Raw genomic sequence first — 17,817 nt, 5'->3', positions numbered from 1 at the left:
CGAGCACACCCGCCATGGCTCACTTGTCCGCTCCATTATTCTTTCAGCCGTAGAGCGGCCCGAGCGTCCCGCAAGCGCGGAAATCAGCGCCCTCCGGATCCATGCCGAACATCGCCCAAGCGCTAGGCCGGAAGATCGTCTCCTCATCGACGTTATGCATGGCAACGGGAATGCGCAGCATGGCGGCAAGCGCGATCAGATCGGCGCCGATATGGCCATAGGAAATGGCACCATGGTTGGCGCCCCAGGCTGCCATCACCTTATAGACCGACTTGAACGGCCCCTCCCCCGTCAGGCGCGGCGCAAACCAGGTGGTCGGCCACGTCGGGTCGGTCCGCTTGTCCAGAATGTCGTGCACCCGCTCGGGCAACGCCACCGTCTCGCCCTCGGCGATCTGCAGCACCGGGCCGATACCGGCGACGAGGCTGAGCCGCGTCATGGTGACGGGCATGCCGCCGCGCGTTGCGAAGTCGGTCGACCAACCGCCGCCCCGGAAATAGCCGTGGTTAGCCTGGCAGAAGTGCGTCGCCTCGAGAGTGCGCTGCTGGTCGGCCTCTGTCACTTCCCAGAACGGCTTGATACCGGGCTTGTTGTCGACCGTCATCTCGCCGGCGCCGTCGAGGCAGGTGGCACCCGAGTTGATGAGGTGGATAAGGCCACCCGCCGCCGACCCTTCAACCGTATGGCCCGAGACGCGCTTGATGGCCTCCGGGCTCCAGTAGGTGCGCACGTCCGAAAAGATCTGCGCTCGCGCCGTCAGAAGATTGCCGAACAGCATGCCGACGCCATTGAGGCAGTCGTTCTCGGTGGCCAGGATCAAAGGCTGACGCGGCCCGTTCCAGTCGAACGACGTGTTCAGCATGGTCTCCATGAAGTCACCGTTGGGCATGAAATCGGTCCACTGCCGCTGGCCCTGGAAGCCGGCCGCAATGGCATGATGGCCGCAGGATTCTTCGACATATCCGAGTTCGGCAAGGCGCGGATTGCCCACCATCAGGTCGTGGGCGATCAGGCACATCTTGACCGACGTTTCCCACTCTGAGCGCTTGCGTGCCGCGTCGGACGCTTTGTCGCCGTTGGGGTCGAAACCCTCTTTGCAATGTTCAAGCGTCCAGGCGAGCGCCTTCTCATATTCGACGGGATCGTAGATGTTGAGCTGCAGGCGGCGCTGGAACTCGCTCATGTCGATATATTCGGTGCGCATACCGAGATAGCGCTGGAAGAAATCGGCGTCGACGATCGAGCCGGCAATGCCCATCGACACGGCGCCCATGGAGAGATAGCTGCGACCGCGCATGGTGGCGACCGCGATACCGGCGCGAACGAAACGCAGGATCTTGTCGCGCACGTCGCCGGGAATCGTCCGGTCCGAGCCGTCCTGCACTTCCGAGCCGTAAATGCCGAAGGCCGGCAAACCCTTCTGGTTATGGGCGGCCAGCACTGCGGCAAGATAGACGGCGCCCGGGCGTTCGGTACCGTTGAAGCCCCACACCGCTTTGGGCATCAGCGGATCCATGTCCATGGTCTCGGAGCCGTAGCACCAGCACGGCGTCACCGTCAGTGAAACACCAACGTTCTCGCGGGCGAACTTTTCGGCCGTGGCCGCCGCCTCCGAAACGCCGCCAATGGTGGTGTCGGCAATCACGCATTCCACCGGCTCACCGGTCGGATGGCGCAGTGTCGAGGTGATCAGCTCGGCCACGGCCTTCGCCATGCCCATCGTCTGCTCCTCGAGGCTCTCGCGCACGCCATTGCGCCGACCGTCGATGGTCGGGCGGATGCCGAGCTTCGGCAGATTCTTGAAAACGCCGTTCATGTCTCTCTCCCTTACAACCCGTGCTCTCCCCAGTCCCCGCACCGACCTCCCCGGTCCGGCTTCAGAGGCGCTTCGGTCCGCCATGCGGCGGCGGCTCCACTTTATTCTTGAGTGTAGGATCGACCTCGCCGGCTTGCTTGCCATAACTCTTGAAGCGTTCCAGCACGACCGTCATCTCATCCTTGCCGAGGATCACACCACCACCCAGCATGCGCGTACCGATGTAGATCCGCGCCAGATTCTCGACTTCCTCGAGAACCGAAAAAGCCTTTGCCGGCGTCTTGCCCAGGGCGATGACACCGTGATTGCCAAGAAGGCAAGCCGTCCGGTCCTCAAGTGCTGCCAGCGCCTCCACCGACAATTCCGCCGTTCCGAAGGGCGCGTAGCCCGAACACTTCACCACGTCGCCGCCCGAAACGCCGATCATGTAGTGGATCGGCGGAATATCGAGGCGACAGCAGGCAAGGATTGAACAATTGGTGGCGTGACTGTGTAGGACGGTATCGACATCTGGCCGTGCCTTCAGGATGTCAAAGTGGAAACGCCATTCCGACGACGGCACATAATCGCCGTAGTAGCGCCCGTCCCAATCCATCTCGACGATCTGTTCGGGCTGCATTCGATCATAGGCGATGCCGGAGGGGGTGATTAGCAATCCACCGTTGACCCGGACGCTGAGATTGCCCGCCGCGCCAATGTTCAGCCCGACGGCATTCATTCTAAGACAGGTCGCGATCATCTCCTGCCGGAGATCAAGATTGGATGTCATTTGCTGGTCGCCTCCTGAGGCGCGGACGGATCGGCCGCCCCTTCCGCCGGAGATACTTCCCGGTTTTCCCGATCGAGCGGTGCGATCAGCACCTCCACACCGGCGTCCTCCAGCATGCGCCGGTCGCCGTCGGAAATTCCCTCGTCGGTCACGAACACGTCGACCTCGGCAAGTGGAAACACCACTAGGCTGCGCGCCTCGCCGAATTTGGTGCTGTCGGCCAGCACAACTAACCGCGCCGCTTGGCGGCGCAACGCCCGCGCCGCCCGAAGCGGCAACGGATCGTCCTCCATGATGCCCGCCGGGCCAACGGCGTGGCAGCCGATGAAAAAGGTGCTGGCGGCAACATGGAAGGCCGGCGGATCATCGAAGGGGCTGAGCACGATGCCCTGCTGGGCCAGTACCTCGCCCCCGGTGAGGAAGACCCGATTGTCGGTCTTGAAGGCGAGATGGTTGGCCACCGGCAGCGAGTCCGTCAACACCGTCAGACCGACGGCCGGCAGCATTTCCGCAAAACGGGCCACAGTGGAGCCGCCATAAAGGATCAGTGTGTCGGGCGTCGACACAAGCGCGGCGGCTCGGCTGGCAATGGCCTCCTTGGCCGCGGCGGCGCGCTGCGCCTGCACGCCGAAAAAATAGGAAGCGAGCGGCCGGCCAGCCGCCATCAGCGGCGCCACGCCGCCACGGACCTTACGAATGCGCCCGGCGTCGCAGAGCTGGTCGACGTCGCGGCGCAGCGTGGCACCCGAGGCGTCGACCATTGTCAAAAGCTCCTCGTAGGACACGGCATCGCGCCCTTCGACGGCCTTCAGGATCAGGTTGAAACGCTCTTCCTTCAGCATGTCGAGACCATATGTCGAGACCCCCAAAAGCGTCAATCCGATGCGTCGCAGTTTTGGTCAAAACATTTCATCCATGCGCAATATTTATCAGGGGAGTGGAATTATGCCAAAAGCCTCGGCATTGAGCCCATCCAAAGGGCATTGCACGGCGCTTTTCGTCGCAAAGACCAGGCAAGACGATCAATTCGTGCACACTCGGCATTCCCCGTGCTTGATTCACTCACCGGGATTACCTAAGACCGTCCAAAACCCCGGCCAAAAATCCGGCCGAAGACCGTGACGGAGGAAGTTTGATGCGTGCCTTGTTGTTTGCTCTCGCCGCCAGCGTCGCGGCGGTCCTGCCGGTTCATGCCGAGAACGTAACGGTCGATGTGACCGCCATCGTCGAGCATCCGGCGCTTGACGCCGTTCGCGACGGCGTCAAGGACGCCTTGGCCGCCGCGGGATATAAGGAAGGCGAAAACCTTACCTTCGTCTACAAGTCGGCGCAGGGTAACGCGGCCACAGCCGCCCAGATCGCCCGCCAGTTCGCTGGCGAAGGCCCGACCGTGATCGTGCCGATTTCGACCCCGTCGGCTCAGACCGTCGCGGCCGCCACGCGCGATATTCCGATCGTTTTCTCGGCAGTGTCCGACCCGGTTGGCGCCCAGCTCGTGAAGAGTATGGACAAGCCGGGCGGCAACATCACCGGCCTCTCCGACATGTCGCCGGTGGCGGAGCATGTGGCCCTCATCAAGGAAATCTTGCCGAATGTGAAGAAGCTTGGCTTCCTCTACAATTCCGGTGAGGCCAACTCCGTGTCGTTGCTGGCTGCCCTCAAGGCTGAAACCGACAAGGCCGGCATCGAGATCGTCGAATCCGCCGCCACCAAAACCGCCGAGGTACAAGGCGCAACGCGTGCCCTGGTCGGCAAGGTCGACGCCATCTATGTCCCGACCGACAACACGATCATATCCGCGCTGGAATCGGCCGTCGGCGTTGCCGAGGAGTCCAAGTTGCCGCTGTTCACCGCCGATACCGACAGCGTGTCGCGCGGCGCAGTCGCCGCCCTTGGCTTCAACTATTATGACGTCGGCAAGCAGACGGGCGCCATCGTGGTCCGCGTGTTGAAGGGCGAGACGGTCGGCGACATTCCGGCCACCGTCGCCAAGGGCACCGACCTCGTGGTCAACAAGAAGGCCGCCGCCAAGATGGGCGTGACGCTGCCCGAGGCTCTGGTCGCCCGTGCCACCAAGGTCATCGAATAATCAGGGCGTCGCGCCCCGCTGCGATCACGGAGGGGCGCGTCTCCGAGAAAAGGCCGGTCGACACCGGCCGGGATATCCCGTTCCACCGCCTGTGCAGCTCCGCCAACTGGCAACATTAGTTCGGAATATCCAGCACAAGGATTGTTGCGCGTGAGCCAAATCGCCCTCTGGGGGGCCGTCGAACTCGGCCTCGTCTACGCCTTCGTCGCGCTCGGCGTCTATCTCGCCTTCCGCATTCTCGATTTCCCCGACCTTACCGTCGACGGCACCTTCCCGCTTGGCGCGGCCGTAACGGCGGTGCTGATCATGGCGGGCATCAATCCCTGGCTAGCCGCCTTAGTGGCGATGATTGCCGGAGCAGCAGCCGGTCTTGTCACGGCGACGCTCAACGTCCGCTTCAAGATCTTGAACCTGCTGGCGTCGATCCTGACCATGATTGCCCTGTTCTCGGTCAACCTCAGAGTGATGGGTCGGCCGAACGTAGCGCTGCTCTCCGTCGACACCATGCTGACCCCCTTCTACGGACATGGTTTCCGGGACTTCATGGTCCGGCCGATGTTCCTTCTGGTACTGGCCATCGTGGCGCTCATCGTCGTCTGGCGCTATCTCGAAAGCGATGCCGGACTCGCCATGCGCGCCACAGGCGCCAACCCCCGCATGGCCCGCGCCCAGGGTATCAACACCGACCGCCAGATCTATCTCGGCATCGCCCTGTCCAACGCGCTGGTGGCGCTTGGCGGTGGACTGTTCGCCCAGACCAACGGATTTGCCGATGTTACCGCCGGTGTCGGCACCATCGTTGTCGGACTCGCGGCGGTGATCATCGGGGAAACGCTGTTCGGCACGCGCCGCATACTGATCGCGCTGATCGGCTGCGTCGTCGGTTCCATTCTCTACCGCATCGCCATTCAACTGGCACTGTCCAGCGACTCGCTCGGCCTTCAGGCGTCGGACCTCAACCTCGTCACCGCCGTACTCGTTACCTTCGCGCTGGTGCTGCCACGCCTCAAGCGAGGAGTGCTCTCGTCATGATCGCGCTCAACAACATCCACGTCGTGTTCGGCCGCGGGACTCCGCTCGAAAAGAAAGCGCTGTCGGGCGTCTCGCTCACCATCAAGGAAGGCGCCTTCACCACCGTCATCGGCTCCAACGGCGCCGGAAAATCGACCTTGCTCGGCGTACTGGCCGGCGACGTTATCCCCACCGAGGGAAGCGTGCGCATCGGCGATGCCGACGTCACGAAACTACCGACCGCCGCTCGCGCTGGCCGAGTCGCTCGCGTTTTTCAGGACCCGCTGGCCGGCTCCTGCGGCGCGCTCTCGATCGAAGAGAACCTGGCGCTCGCCCACAAACGCGGTCAGCGGCGGGGTCTCAAGCTGGCACTCGGCCATAGCCGCCGCAAACTATTCCGCGAGCGGATCGCCGAACTCGACCTTGGCCTCGAAAATCGCATGACCGACCGTATGGCCATGCTGTCGGGTGGTCAGCGGCAAGCCGTATCGCTGGTCATGGCAATGATGGCCGGTTGCAACGTCTTGCTGCTCGACGAGCACACCGCCGCCCTCGACCCAGGCATGGCCGAGTTCGTCATGAAGCTCACCGAGAAGATCGTCGGCGCCAAGAAGCTGACAACGCTGATGGTGACGCATTCAATGCGACAGGCGCTCGACTATGGCGACCGAACCATCATGTTGCATGGCGGCGAGATCGTACTCGATGTCGAGGGCAACAACCGCCGCAACCTGGAGGTCGAAGACCTCATCGACATGTTCCGCCGCGTCCGTGGCCAAACACTGGACGACGATGAACTGCTGATCGCCGAATGATCCGAGGGTGGCTTTGCCCGCCCTCTTCTACCCGATCACCCTTTCGATCGCCTCCCACAACGCCGGCGCCCGATAATTCGGAACGGCGATGTCAGCGCCATTGGTCTTCACCGTCGCCTCGTCGAGTGTGGTGGTCAGCCCCACCGTGAATATCTTCGCGGCATGCGCCGCCCTGATCCCCGGGGGGGCATCTTCGAAGGCGATCGCCCGGTCGGCCGAGACACCGAGGCGCTGCAAACCAGTGAGGTAAGGCAGCGGATCCGGCTTGCCGCGTTCCAGCTCGGTCCCGATGACGGTGGTATGGAAGTATTCGGCAACGTCGAGCTGCGCCAACATGTCGCTGACATTGGGACGCGGCGCGTTGGAGACCACGGCCAATCCCACCTTGTGCTCCACCGCCCAGTTGAGCACGTCGACCAATCCATCGATCGGCTGGAGCCGGCCGACGATCAGCCGGCGGAACAGCGCTTCCTTTTCGTCAGCAAGGCGCGGATGTTCTTCCACCGCGACATGTGGGAAAAGGTTTTTGAAAATCAGCGAATTGGCCTGTCCGGACACATATTTGAGAAAGGTCGGCTCATCGATGTTAACGCCGTAGGCCTTGCCGAATTCCACGAAGGCCTCGTGGTGGAAGCGGTCGCTGTCGGTCAGCGTTCCATCCATGTCGAACAGCAGGGCATGTGAAAACATGAATGAAAGACTCCGGGCACAACATCGATTTTGAAGCGGTTTTGCATACACCGCACATCCTGGCGGGTCCAGCGGCGCGACGCGCATTTGACAGACCGAACTGCCTGACTTTTAATCTTCCACCCAGAACGGGCGGGCTGTATTGATCTCGCCAAAAGCACAATAAAGCGGATCTAAATGGAACTTCGCCAACTTCAGCATTTCGTGGCCGTCGCCGAGGAAATGCACTTCACCCGCGCCGCCCGTCGCGTCAACATCGTGCAGTCGGCACTCTCCACCTCGATCCGCGCACTTGAGGAAGAACTGGCTACCAAGCTGTTCACGCGCAACACCCGCCAGGTACAGCTGACCACAGCCGGTCGTGTCTTTCTCGACAAGGCGCGCCTCGCCATCGAAGCGGTGCGCGAGGCACGCGACGCCGTTGCCGCCGTGCAGGGCCTGACACGGGGGCGGCTTGCCATTGGCACCGTGCAGAGCCTGCCGGCCTTCGTTGACCTACCAGCCCTGCTTGCCTCGTTTCACGAACTTTATCCAGGCATCGAGGTTCGCCTCTGCCAGGGCAACGCCGATCACCTCATCGACAAGATCCGGTCCGGCACTATCGACCTTGCCATAGTGCCGCTGATCGAAGCGCCGCGCGGTATCGCCACCAAGATGATTGCCTGCGAGTATCTGGTTGCCATTTCGGCCAAGGACCATGCACTGGCCGGCCGCACCGATGTGCCGCTGTCGGCTTTCCGCGACGAGCCCTTTGTCGACTTCGAACAGGCCTGGGGCACGCGTCAACTCGTCGACACCGGATTCCGGCATGCCGGCGTCGAGCGCCGCGTTGCCTTCGAGGTCAACGACCTCGGCACGCTGATCGAACTGGTGTCGCGCGGCCTTGGCATCGCACTGGTGCCCGAGGCAATTGCCGAGGCAGCGGCTCAAACGCTCGGCGTCATCCGTCTCACCGAGCCGCAGATGTGCTGGGAACTGGCTGTGGCCACGCTGTCAGGTGGTGGCGACGAGATTATTCTCGACGGCGCACCGAAGGCCTTCATGGACCTGCTGATCGCCGCCCGTAGCGTCGAGACGGAGGAAGAGAAAGCCGCCTGAGGCTACCTCTTCCTTCCACAGTCATTCTTCAGCTCGCGTACTTCCGCCAGTCGTGCTGCTCCTTGAAGCCCAACACGGTCCGGATCTTTTCGTTGGAGATTGGCGCCTCGTATCCAACGAGCGGGCGGCTGTGCGGCGTGTTCGGGCAGACTTTCTTGAGGAACACGCCGGTCGGCTCGTGCGCCGTGATCGTGTCGTTGACGGCATTGAACACTTGGAAGCCGAGCCCATCCTTGCCAACAGCGAGATGGACGATCTCGCCGAGATCCCTGGCATCGATATAGCTCCAGGCATTGCGCTTGCGCGTCAGCGGATCTTGCATGAAGCCGGGAAAATTGGCGTACTCGTCTGGCTCGATGACGTTGCCGATCCTGAGCGCGTAGATGTCAGCGCCATAACGCATGGCAAAGGCACGGGCCGTCTTCTCGTTCACCACCTTGGAGAGACCATAGCTGTCCATCGGGTCGGTGTCGTAGGCCTCGGTCAAGGGAAACTCATGGAAGTCCTTGTCACCCTCGGCAAAGCACACACCGTAGGTGGTCTCGCTCGACGCGATGATGACCTTGCGGACGCCGAGCTTCATCGCCGCTTCGATCACATTGTAGGTCGACATCACGTTGGTTTCGAAGGTGTGATTATCCGGCGTCAGCAGAATGCGCGGTATGGCTGCGAAATGCACTACGGCATCCGGCAGCACCGGCCGCGAGCCGCTTGCGAGGCTGTCGAAATCGAAATGCATGGAGAGCGCGCTGTAGACCTGCCCGCTGTCGGTCAGATCGCAGGCAAGCGTCGTCACTCCGGGGCAGTCAAGCGGTTTGAGATCGAGGTTGAAGACGTCGTGCCCCTTGCCCTTGAGATAAGGTACGACATGACTGCCGGCCTTGCCCGAGCCGCCAGTGAAGACGATCTTGCTACCCATTTTTCTCTCCGCAAACTGTCCACCGCCGGCTCATGCCGCGGCGCGTCAGGTCATCAGTTGTCCGCCGTTCACCTCGAGCACCTGACCGATCATGTACCCGGACAGCGCCGCCGAGGCGAGGAACAGGTATGGCCCAGCCATGTCTTCTGGCTTGGCCAGACGTTGCAGTGGAATGGTCGCGCGCATGGCTTCGAGATAGGCTTGGTCGGAATAGCGCTCGTGGAACGGCGTCTCGACGATGCCGGGCGCCACCGCATTGACGCGGACGCCGAAGGGCGCAAATTCCTTGGCCATGCCGCGCGTCACATTTTCGATGAAGGCCTTGGCCGAACCATAGGGACCGGCCCCTAGGCTGGCGCCGGTGCGAGCGGCGATCGACGTGGTGTTGATGACGAACCCCTGCTGCGCCTTGAGGAAGGGCAACGCGGCATGCGAGGCCACCAGCACCGAGCGGACATTGAGGCCAATGATCTCCTCGAATGCTGCCTCGTCGAAAGCGGCGTAGGGCATACGCGCCACCATGCCACCGGCATTGTTGACGAGGCCGTCGAGCCGGCCGAATGCCATGGCCGTCTCCTCGACGACCCGGGTTATCTCGGCCGATTTCGTGACGTCGCCGTGTACCGGCGTTGCCTTGCCCCCGGCCGCGCGGATGTCGGCGCAGAGCGCTTCGGCCGCGGCGGCGGACGAATTGTAATGGACGCCCACCGATGCGCCCTGTTCGGCAAAAGCACGCGCCAACGCCGCGCCAATGCCGGAGGACGCACCGGTGATGAGCACGGCCTTACCGGTGAGATCGGGAATGCTGAGTGGCTTGGTCATCAGAGCCTCCGTGAAAGCAGATCGCCTTATGGGCCTCGCCCATTGGGCCGAGCCGAACAAGCAAAGCCCGTCTGGTCACCGCTGTCCATGGGCAAGCCGGCTATACCGCTTCAAACAGACCTGACCATGAAGGTCTGATAGGGCGCCTCGAGGGCGGCGACTTCCTCCGGACTCAACTCGAGATCGACGGCGGCAATGGCGTCGTCGAGGTGGCCCATCTTGCTGACGCCGATGATCGGTGACGTCACGCCATTGATCTGCAGTACCCAGGCGAGCGCCACCTCGGCCATTGACCGCCCCCGCGCTTTCGCAACCTTTTCCACGGCGGCTACGACCTCAGGCGCGTTGCCCTCGGTATGATCGTACATGCCCTTGTTATGACGGTCGGTGGTGTTGCGCTTGGTCTCGGTGCCCCAAGGGCGAGTGAGCTTGCCACCACCGAGCGGGCTCCACGGAATGACGGCGACGCCCTGATCGCGGCAAAGCGGCAGCATCTCCCGCTCTTCCTCGCGATAGACGAGGCTCACTTGGTTCTGCATCGACGAGAACTTCGTCCAGCCGTTGAGTTCGGCTGCATGCTGCATCTTGGCGAACTGCCAGGCGAACATCGAGGAGGCGCCGATGTACAGCGCTTTGCCGGCCTTCACCACGTCGTGGAGAGCCTCCATGGTCTCCTCGACCGGCGTGAAGGGGTCGAAGCGGTGGATCTGGTAGAGATCGACGTAATCGGTGCCGAGCCGCTTCAGGCTATTGTCGATCTCGCCGAGGATAGCCTTGCGCGATAGGCCCCGACCGTTCGGCCCCTCCCGCATAGGGAAGAACACCTTGGTAGCCAGCACATATTCCTCGCGTGGCGCCAATTCCTTGAGGACGGCGCCGGTGATCTCTTCGCTGGAGCCAGCCGCGTAGACATTGGCGGTATCGAAGAAGTTGATGCCAGCGTCCCAGGCCTTGCGGAACAGCGGCCGCGCCTCATCCAGACCCAGCACCCAGGGACGCTCCTCCATCACCCTGCCGAAGGACATGCAACCGAAGCAAATGCGGCTGACCTCAAGGCCAGACTTTCCGAATCGGGCGTATTGCATGGCGATTTCCTCCCTGGCGACCATCGGCAACGCCCGATGTCTCTCTTTTCGAGCAGACAATCAATCGTCACCGCTTTGATCCGTCAAATGGATTATCGAGATAAGATTGATCAAGCCGATTGAAACAAAACACCACCCAATGCGCTTTGGATGTCACGTTCGCGGCTTTTATGTCACCCGAAGCACCAGCCGTACCCAATTCCGCCTCGGGATAATGAATCGTTTTTGCTAGGTTGCACCTTATAAAGGAAGGCCCCAGATAGACGCGCCAAGGGAGAAAGCCATGTCGGAAAACGAAGAGACTATCAGCCGCCGTTGGTGGAAGGAGGCGGTCGTCTACCAGATCTACCCGCGCTCCTTTCAGGATTCGAACGGCGACGGCATCGGCGATATTCCGGGCATCATCTCGCGCCTCGACTATCTCAAAGGCCTCGGCATCGACGTCGTCTGGCTAAGTCCGCATTACGATTCGCCGAACGCCGACAACGGCTACGATATTCGCGACTATCGCAAGGTCATGGCCGAGTTCGGCACCATGGCAGACTTCGACGCCTTGCTCGCTGGCCTCAAAGCGCGCGGCATGCGTCTTATCGTCGACCTTGTCGTCAACCACTCATCGGATGAACACGTCTGGTTCGTCGAAAGCCGCAAGTCGAAGGACAATCTCTATCGCGACTATTACATCTGGCGCCCGGGTCGCGGTGAAGGCCCGCCCAATGACTGGCGCTCCTATTTCTCTGGTTCGGCCTGGACGCTCGATCCGACGACCGGCGAATATTATCTCCACCTCTTCGCCGATAAGCAGCCCGACCTAAACTGGGAAAACGACAAGCTACGCGCCGAGGTCTACGACCTCATGCGCTTCTGGCTCGACAAGGGCGTAGATGGCTTCCGCATGGACGTCATCCCGATGATTTCCAAGGAACAGACCTTCCCCGACTATCCGCCGGAGCATCGCGAGCATACCGAGTATTACCATGCCGTCGGCCCGCGCCTGCATGAATTCCTGCAGGAGATGAACCGCGAGGTTCTATCGGAATATGACGTGATGACGGTGGGTGAGGCTTTCGGCGTCACGCCCGAGCAGACGCCCGATCTGGTCGACGAGCGGCGCGGCGAGCTGAACATGATCTTCAACTTCGATGCCGTACGTCTCTGTCACGATGGTTTTCGTTACAGACCATGGACTTTGCCGGAACTGAAGGCGGTCTACAGCCGCCTTAAGGAAAGTACCGGCCCCCATTGCTGGAACACCATCTTCTTGTCCAACCACGACAACGCCCGCCTCGTCAGCAGCTTCGGCGATGAGGCCGAGCCTTGGCGCGTACCGTCGGCCAAGCTTCTGGCCACCATGCTGATGACCCTGCATGGGACGCCCTTCATCTACCAGGGCGACGAACTCGCCATGACCAACTACCCCTTCACCTCCGTCGAGCAATATGACGACATCGCCGTCAGAAATGCCTGGAAGGCTGAAGTGTTGACCGGGCGGGTACCGGCCGCCGACTTCCTCCAGGGCATGGCACGCACCAGCCGCGACCACGCCCGCACGCCAATGCAATGGAGCGCCGCGCCGAACGGTGGCTTCACCACCGCCGGCAAGGCTTGGCTCGCCGTCAATCCCAACTATTCCGAGATCAACGCCGAGACCGCGCTCGCCGACCCTAGCTCGGTCTATCACCACTATGCCAAGCTCGCCGACTTGCGCCGAGCGCATCCTGCCCTCGTCTACGGCGACTTCGTCGATCTCGCGCCGGCGCATCCGCATCTGTTCGCCTACACGCGGGCGCTCGGCGACGAAGCCTTGCTCGTTCTTCTCAACTTTTCGCGCGAGACGATCGACGTCGAGTTGCCAGCGGGCATCGAGGTCGGCGAACAGTTGCTCGGTAATCTCGCCAAGTCGTCGGAGAGCAACCGCCTTGCAGGTTGGGAGGCGCGCGTCCACCGCTACAGCCGCTGAGGAAATGCCGGCTTACGGCCCGGCGACAACCGGGCCGTTCTTCTCCGTCCACTCGATCATACTGCCGGGATAGATTCCGACGTCGGCGCGCCCCGCAGCTTCGGCGATGGCCAACGCTTCGCCTGCCCGGCGACCGGACCGACACATCAGCACCACCGGGATTTCCGATGGCGGCGGTAGCTGTTCGGCTTTGAACGTGGAAAGCGGCAGGTTGGCCGCGCCCGGCACATGGCCGACCGCGAACTCATCGACCTCGCGAACGTCGACGAGATGAATCCGATTGGAATTGAGCCCTGCCCGCACCTGATCGAAGCTGAAGACCTCGCCGGCGAGAACTGGCCCAGCAAACATCGATGCGAGACCGCCGAGAAACACCAGAGCTGCGAGACGCATCGTTCACTCCTCTTGCCTTGCCCCTGCGGAAACATGGGGACCATCAAGTCACAGTCGCAAGTGCCGTCGGCAAAATAACGGCGCCGGCTTTTCCCGGAAGGAAGAAGCCGGCGCCGTAGTCGAGATGCCCTCGGTCAGCAGCAGCGGAACACACCGCCGGTGGAGCCACCGCCGTAGCGGCGTTCCTGGCTGTTGCGGAAGAACTCTTCCCGCGTCATCACCGGATCATCCGGATGGTTGGCAGCCCGATGGGCGACATAGGTGTCGTAATCGGGAACGCCGACCATCAGACGCGCCGTCTGGACAAGTTTGAGACCCACCTCACGCGGATCAGGTAGCTTGAGGCCGCACACCTGACAGGTCATCACCCACCTCGCTCGCGGTTGGCTTCTGCTGGCGCAGCGCCTTCAGCATCGCCTGAACGCCGAACACCAGCATGCCGACGACGATGATCATGAACACGGCGGTCAGCGCCGCATCGACCCATTGGTTGAAGACTACGCGTTGCATGTCCTCCACGGTCTTGGCCGGGGCCAGGACGGTGCCGTCGGCAATCGCCTTGGAGAAGCGATTGGCCTGGGCGATGAAACCCACCGCCGGGCGACCATCGAACAGCTTCTGCCAGCCGGCGGTCAGCGTACAGACGGAAAGCCAGGCAAGCGGCACCAACGCCACCCAGGCGTAGGCCTGCCGCTTCATCTTGAACAGCATCACCGTGCCGAAGGCCAGCGCGATGGCCGCCAGCATCTGGTTGGCAATGCCGAACAACGGCCACAGCGTATTGATGCCGCCGAGTGGATCGACCACGCCTTGGTAGAGGAAGTAACCCCAAGCCGCGACAGCGATTGCCGTGGCAATAAGATTGGCCGGCCAGCTGTGGGTTTGGCGGAAGGCGGGGACAGCCGTGCCGAGCAGATCCTGGATCATGAAGCGGGCGACGCGCGTACCGGCGTCGACCGTCGTCAGGATGAACAACGCCTCGAACAGAATGGCGAAATGATACCAGAACGGCATCAGCGCCACGCCGCCGAGCGCGCCCGACAGGATGTGCGCCATACCGACAGCCAGCGTCGGCGCGCCACCAGCGCGCGAAAGTATGGTCGCTTCGCCAACGTTCTTTGCCATCTCCGTCAGCATGTCCGGCGTGACGGTGAAGAGCGGATCCCAGGCCGAGATCACCTGTGCCGCCTGATCGGCGGTGGTGCCGATGACGCCGGGCGCGGTGTTCATGGCGAAGTAGACACCCGGCTCGATCACCGAGGCGGCAATCAGTGCCATGATGCCGACGAAGCTCTCCATCAGCATCGCGCCATAGCCAATGAAGCGGAACTGACTCTCGCTCTCGATCATCTTGGGCGTGGTGCCCGAGGCGATCAGCGAGTGGAAGCCCGAGATGGCGCCGCAGGCGATGGTGATGAACAGGAACGGGAACAGGTTGCCGGAGAACACCGGCCCCGTACCATCAATGAACTTCGTCACCGCCGGCATTTTCATCTCCGGCATCACGAAGACGATGCCGATGGCCAGCGCCAGGATGGTGCCGATCTTCAGGAAGGTCGACAAATAATCGCGCGGCGCCAGCAGGAACCACACTGGTAGAACCGAGGCAACGAAGCCGTAGCCGATCAGGATGAGGGCCAGCGCTTCACCTTTGTAAGTGAACAGCGGCGCCAGCGTCTCGCTCTCGGCCACCGTACGGCCGAAGATGATGGCGAGCAGCAGCAACACGACGCCGATGGCGCTCATTTCACCGATGCGTCCGGGCCTGAAGAAGCGGCTGTAAAGCCCCATCAGGACGGCGATCGGGATGGTGGCAAACACCGTGAAAGTGCCCCACGGACTGCCGGCCAGCGCCTTGACGACGATGAGGGCCAGCACGGCAAGCAGGATGATCATGATCATCAGGATGCCGATCGAAGCAACGATGCCCGGCACCGGACCGAGTTCAGTCTTGATCATGTCGCCAAGCGAGCGTCCATCGCGACGGGTCGACGCGAACAGGATCAGGAGATCCTGCACCGCACCGGCGAAGATCACCCCGGCGATCAGCCACATGGTGCCCGGCAGATACCCCATTTGAGCTGCGAGCACGGGACCGACTAGCGGACCGGCGCCGGCGATGGCGGCGAAATGGTGCCCAAACAGCACGTATTTGTCGGTCGGGACGTAGTCGAGGCCATCGTTATGGCGTACGGCCGGCGTCCGCCGAGCGGGATCCGCACCGAGAACGCGGCTGACGATGAACAGCGCATAGAAGCGGAACGCGACGAGATAGCAGGCAACGGCCGCGACCACCAGCCACAGCGCGTTGATCGTCTCGCCGCGGCTCAGCGCCAAGACGCCGAGGGCGATGGCGCCGACGACAGCGATCAGTATCCAGACAAGCCACTCGCCCGGAGACCGGGGCATCTTGGCGACTGTTGACATCTTTTCCTCCCGACGAAGACTCGTCGAGGGAGACGGCGTGGCGGGCAAGCCAAACCATTGCACGGCACGGTATGCCGGGCGTTAAAAGATCGATTTCGCTTTGAACCCCACCAAGTTCGCCGCCTTCCCGCTCGTTCCTCCTCCTCCCCAGGATTCCGAACCAACGAACAAGGACGGCTCCCACTCCCAAGGCAGCCTTCCGCTTCACTGTAACGATGCGAACTCGATTGGATTATTGTATCCCAACCTTCACGACAAGGTGAAGAAACGGTTAACGCGAGCGGTTTCCCTTAGCAAATAGGATGACCAATACGGAGTCTTTGCCGATTTCAGACAAGATAAACGGCGGTTAGTCGCCTCAGTGAACGACGGGCGTTGCCTCAACAATCACCCGGAAGCGATCGCGAACGCTAGACGGCACGATAGCTGCCGGCGCGATTTCGGTCACGCCGAACGACCGGTGCACGATGCTCCTCGCTTCCTCAAGCGATCCGATCACGCCCAGCCCCATCATCTGAAGCGCGGCATTGCCGAGGGCCGAGGTTTCAACGGGACCGGCGCTGACGGGGATGCCACAGGCATCGGCCGTTAGTTGATTGAGAAGACCATTCTGCGATCCGCCGCCGATGATGCGGACGTGGGTAAGCAGTCGCCCGGTCAGCGCTTCGAGTTCATCCTTCACCCGGGCGTAATCGAGAGCGAGGCTGTCGAATACTGTCCGGGCAACCGCGCCCAGACCATCCGGCACCGGTTCGCCGTGTTCGGCGGCGAGCGCTCGGATCGTACCCGTCATTGAGGCTGGGTTAAGAAAGCGCGGATCGTCTGGGTTGATCAGGCTTGCCCAGGCAGGCGCCGCCGCGGCGGCGGCAACGAGATCGCTGAAGGCTGGCTGACCGAATTCCTTGCGCACCCGCTGTATCAGCCAAAGGCCCATAAGATTCTTCAACACGCGGTAGCGGCCACAAACCCCGCCCTCGTTGCCGATATTAAAACCGCGCGCCAGATCGCCAACGTAGGGAACGGGACTCTCGATCCCCATCAGCGACCAGGTACCCGACGACAGAAAGGCTTCGTCTGGACCGCCGAGCGGTGCCACTGCAACGGCCGACGCGGTGTCGTGGCCACCCGGGGCGATAACCAGAACCGGCCGTCGTCCATCGCGGCCGGTCATCGGTCCGAGCGTGGTCCCCGGTTCGACCGGCGTCTTCATGAGGCCCGGCCGAACGCCGGCCAACGCCAGCAGATCCGGATCCCAATCGCGCGTCGCAAGCGACAGAAGCTGCGAGGTGGTGGAAATCGAATACTCGTTGGCAATCACGCCGGACAGGCGGAAATGGAGATAGTCGGGCGTGAATAAAAGATGTCGGGCGGCAGCCAGCCAGTCGGGATGCTCCTTGGCGGTAGCGCGCAGCTGATAAAGCGTATTGTAGGGCTGGAAATGAATGCCGGTGCGCCGATAGATCTCAGCCGCTGGCATGATCGCGGTCACCTCGTCGATCAGCCCGGCGGTTCTGTCATCACGATAGGCAACGGAAAGGCCGACCTGACGTAGTTTCTCGTCGAGAAGCACGTAATCGACACCCCAGGTGTCGCAACCAACGCTGTCGATCGGCGCCATGGCCTCGGCTTTGTCGATCCCAAGACGGATTTCCCGGACGATCGTCTCGCTGTCCCAGCAGTCATATCCGGTGACCGGGTCGTTCCCGAGCCGAGCCTCGAACCGATGGGCCTCTGCGAGTTCGATACGGTCGCCGTCGAACGTCGCCAACATGACACGGCCGCTACCGGCGCCGACATCGACCGCCGCGACATGCGTCGGCTGCTTCCCCCGCGACATGACTGTCCTCCGCCCTCACCGCGGCAAACCTAGTTTCGGGAGACCCGCGCCGTCAATGAAGTCGTCGACTTTTAGCAGAAGGTATC

At 62.2% G+C, this 17,817-nt stretch carries 16 protein-coding genes; 5 read left to right on the top strand and 11 right to left on the bottom strand.

The annotated features are described in order from the left end of the window. Window positions 1–43: 43 nt before the first annotated feature. The 3 genes from AB6N07_RS15415 to AB6N07_RS15405 form a co-directional block, all read right to left on the bottom strand. Window positions 44–1,816 carry an L-fucose isomerase gene (locus AB6N07_RS15415; RefSeq protein ID WP_370673966.1) on the bottom strand — a complete coding sequence of 591 codons (1,773 nt, stop codon included), beginning with the start codon at window positions 1,814–1,816 and terminating at the stop codon, window positions 44–46. A gap of 61 nt (window positions 1,817–1,877) precedes the next feature. Then, entirely contained in the window at window positions 1,878–2,585 is a 708-nt protein-coding gene (locus AB6N07_RS15410; RefSeq protein WP_370673965.1) for a class II aldolase/adducin family protein, read from the bottom strand. After that, window positions 2,582–3,454: a DeoR/GlpR family DNA-binding transcription regulator gene (locus tag AB6N07_RS15405; protein ID WP_370673964.1), complete on the bottom strand. Its 873-nt coding sequence runs from the start codon at window positions 3,452–3,454 to the stop codon at window positions 2,582–2,584. Before AB6N07_RS15405 ends, AB6N07_RS15410 begins: the two co-directional genes overlap by 4 nt. A 266-nt stretch (window positions 3,455–3,720) precedes the next feature. On the opposite strand from AB6N07_RS15405, the gene AB6N07_RS15400 reads away from it, so the two are divergent. From AB6N07_RS15400 to AB6N07_RS15390, 3 genes are all read left to right on the top strand, one after another. Continuing rightward, window positions 3,721–4,674: an ABC transporter substrate-binding protein gene (locus AB6N07_RS15400; RefSeq protein WP_370673963.1), complete on the top strand. Its 954-nt coding sequence runs from the start codon at window positions 3,721–3,723 to the stop codon at window positions 4,672–4,674. Window positions 4,675–4,824: 150 nt separating this feature from the next. Continuing rightward, on the top strand, window positions 4,825–5,706 hold the full coding sequence (locus AB6N07_RS15395) for an ABC transporter permease (protein ID WP_370673962.1): 882 nt from the start codon (window positions 4,825–4,827) through the stop codon (window positions 5,704–5,706). Then, the gene (locus tag AB6N07_RS15390) at window positions 5,703–6,500 is read left to right on the top strand and encodes an ABC transporter ATP-binding protein (RefSeq protein WP_370673961.1); all 798 of its coding nucleotides are present in this window, start codon (window positions 5,703–5,705) and stop codon (window positions 6,498–6,500) included. Before AB6N07_RS15395 ends, AB6N07_RS15390 begins: the two co-directional genes overlap by 4 nt. A gap of 27 nt (window positions 6,501–6,527) precedes the next feature. On the opposite strand, the gene AB6N07_RS15385 is transcribed toward AB6N07_RS15390, so the two are convergent. After that, window positions 6,528–7,190 (bottom strand): HAD family hydrolase, encoded by a 663-nt coding sequence (locus tag AB6N07_RS15385; protein ID WP_370673960.1) that lies wholly within the window; start codon window positions 7,188–7,190, stop codon window positions 6,528–6,530. Window positions 7,191–7,367: 177 nt separating this feature from the next. On the opposite strand from AB6N07_RS15385, the gene AB6N07_RS15380 reads away from it, so the two are divergent. After that, window positions 7,368–8,288 carry a LysR family transcriptional regulator gene (locus AB6N07_RS15380; RefSeq protein ID WP_370673959.1) on the top strand — a complete coding sequence of 307 codons (921 nt, stop codon included), beginning with the start codon at window positions 7,368–7,370 and terminating at the stop codon, window positions 8,286–8,288. A 28-nt stretch (window positions 8,289–8,316) separates the two neighbouring features. Here AB6N07_RS15380 and AB6N07_RS15375 read toward each other — a convergent pair whose 3' ends face one another. The 3 genes from AB6N07_RS15375 to AB6N07_RS15365 form a co-directional block, all read right to left on the bottom strand. Then, entirely contained in the window at window positions 8,317–9,207 is an 891-nt protein-coding gene (locus AB6N07_RS15375; RefSeq protein ID WP_370673958.1) for an NAD-dependent epimerase/dehydratase family protein, read from the bottom strand. Between the two features lie 45 nt (window positions 9,208–9,252). Continuing rightward, window positions 9,253–10,029: an SDR family NAD(P)-dependent oxidoreductase gene (locus AB6N07_RS15370; protein WP_370673957.1), complete on the bottom strand. Its 777-nt coding sequence runs from the start codon at window positions 10,027–10,029 to the stop codon at window positions 9,253–9,255. A 110-nt stretch (window positions 10,030–10,139) separates the two neighbouring features. Continuing rightward, a complete protein-coding gene (locus AB6N07_RS15365; RefSeq protein ID WP_370673956.1) occupies window positions 10,140–11,114 on the bottom strand; it encodes an aldo/keto reductase in 975 nt (324 codons plus the stop codon). A 283-nt stretch (window positions 11,115–11,397) separates the two neighbouring features. Between AB6N07_RS15365 and AB6N07_RS15360 the strand changes: the two genes are divergently transcribed. Continuing rightward, a complete protein-coding gene (locus AB6N07_RS15360) occupies window positions 11,398–13,074 on the top strand; it encodes an alpha-glucosidase (RefSeq protein WP_370673955.1) in 1,677 nt (558 codons plus the stop codon). Window positions 13,075–13,086: 12 nt separating this feature from the next. On the opposite strand, the gene AB6N07_RS15355 is transcribed toward AB6N07_RS15360, so the two are convergent. The 4 genes from AB6N07_RS15355 to AB6N07_RS15340 all read right to left on the bottom strand — a co-directional run bounded on the left by AB6N07_RS15355 (window position 13,087) and on the right by AB6N07_RS15340 (window position 17,731). Beyond that, a complete protein-coding gene (locus AB6N07_RS15355; RefSeq protein ID WP_370673954.1) occupies window positions 13,087–13,467 on the bottom strand; it encodes a rhodanese-like domain-containing protein in 381 nt (126 codons plus the stop codon). Between the two features lie 134 nt (window positions 13,468–13,601). After that, window positions 13,602–13,832 (bottom strand): YbdD/YjiX family protein, encoded by a 231-nt coding sequence (locus tag AB6N07_RS15350; RefSeq protein ID WP_370673953.1) that lies wholly within the window; start codon window positions 13,830–13,832, stop codon window positions 13,602–13,604. After that, complete coding sequence (locus tag AB6N07_RS15345) at window positions 13,798–15,894, bottom strand: carbon starvation CstA family protein (RefSeq protein ID WP_370673952.1); 2,097 nt, start codon at window positions 15,892–15,894, stop codon at window positions 13,798–13,800. Before AB6N07_RS15345 ends, AB6N07_RS15350 begins: the two co-directional genes overlap by 35 nt. 358 nt (window positions 15,895–16,252) lie before the next feature. Further along, window positions 16,253–17,731 (bottom strand): rhamnulokinase family protein, encoded by a 1,479-nt coding sequence (locus tag AB6N07_RS15340; RefSeq protein WP_370673951.1) that lies wholly within the window; start codon window positions 17,729–17,731, stop codon window positions 16,253–16,255. Window positions 17,732–17,817: the final 86 nt, after the last annotated feature.

Source organism: Pleomorphomonas sp. PLEO (assembly GCF_041320595.1).
GTDB lineage: Bacteria > Pseudomonadota > Alphaproteobacteria > Rhizobiales > Pleomorphomonadaceae > Pleomorphomonas.
The sequence above is the reverse complement of the archived record's forward strand: the minus strand, read 5'-3'. Positions and strand labels throughout refer to the sequence as shown.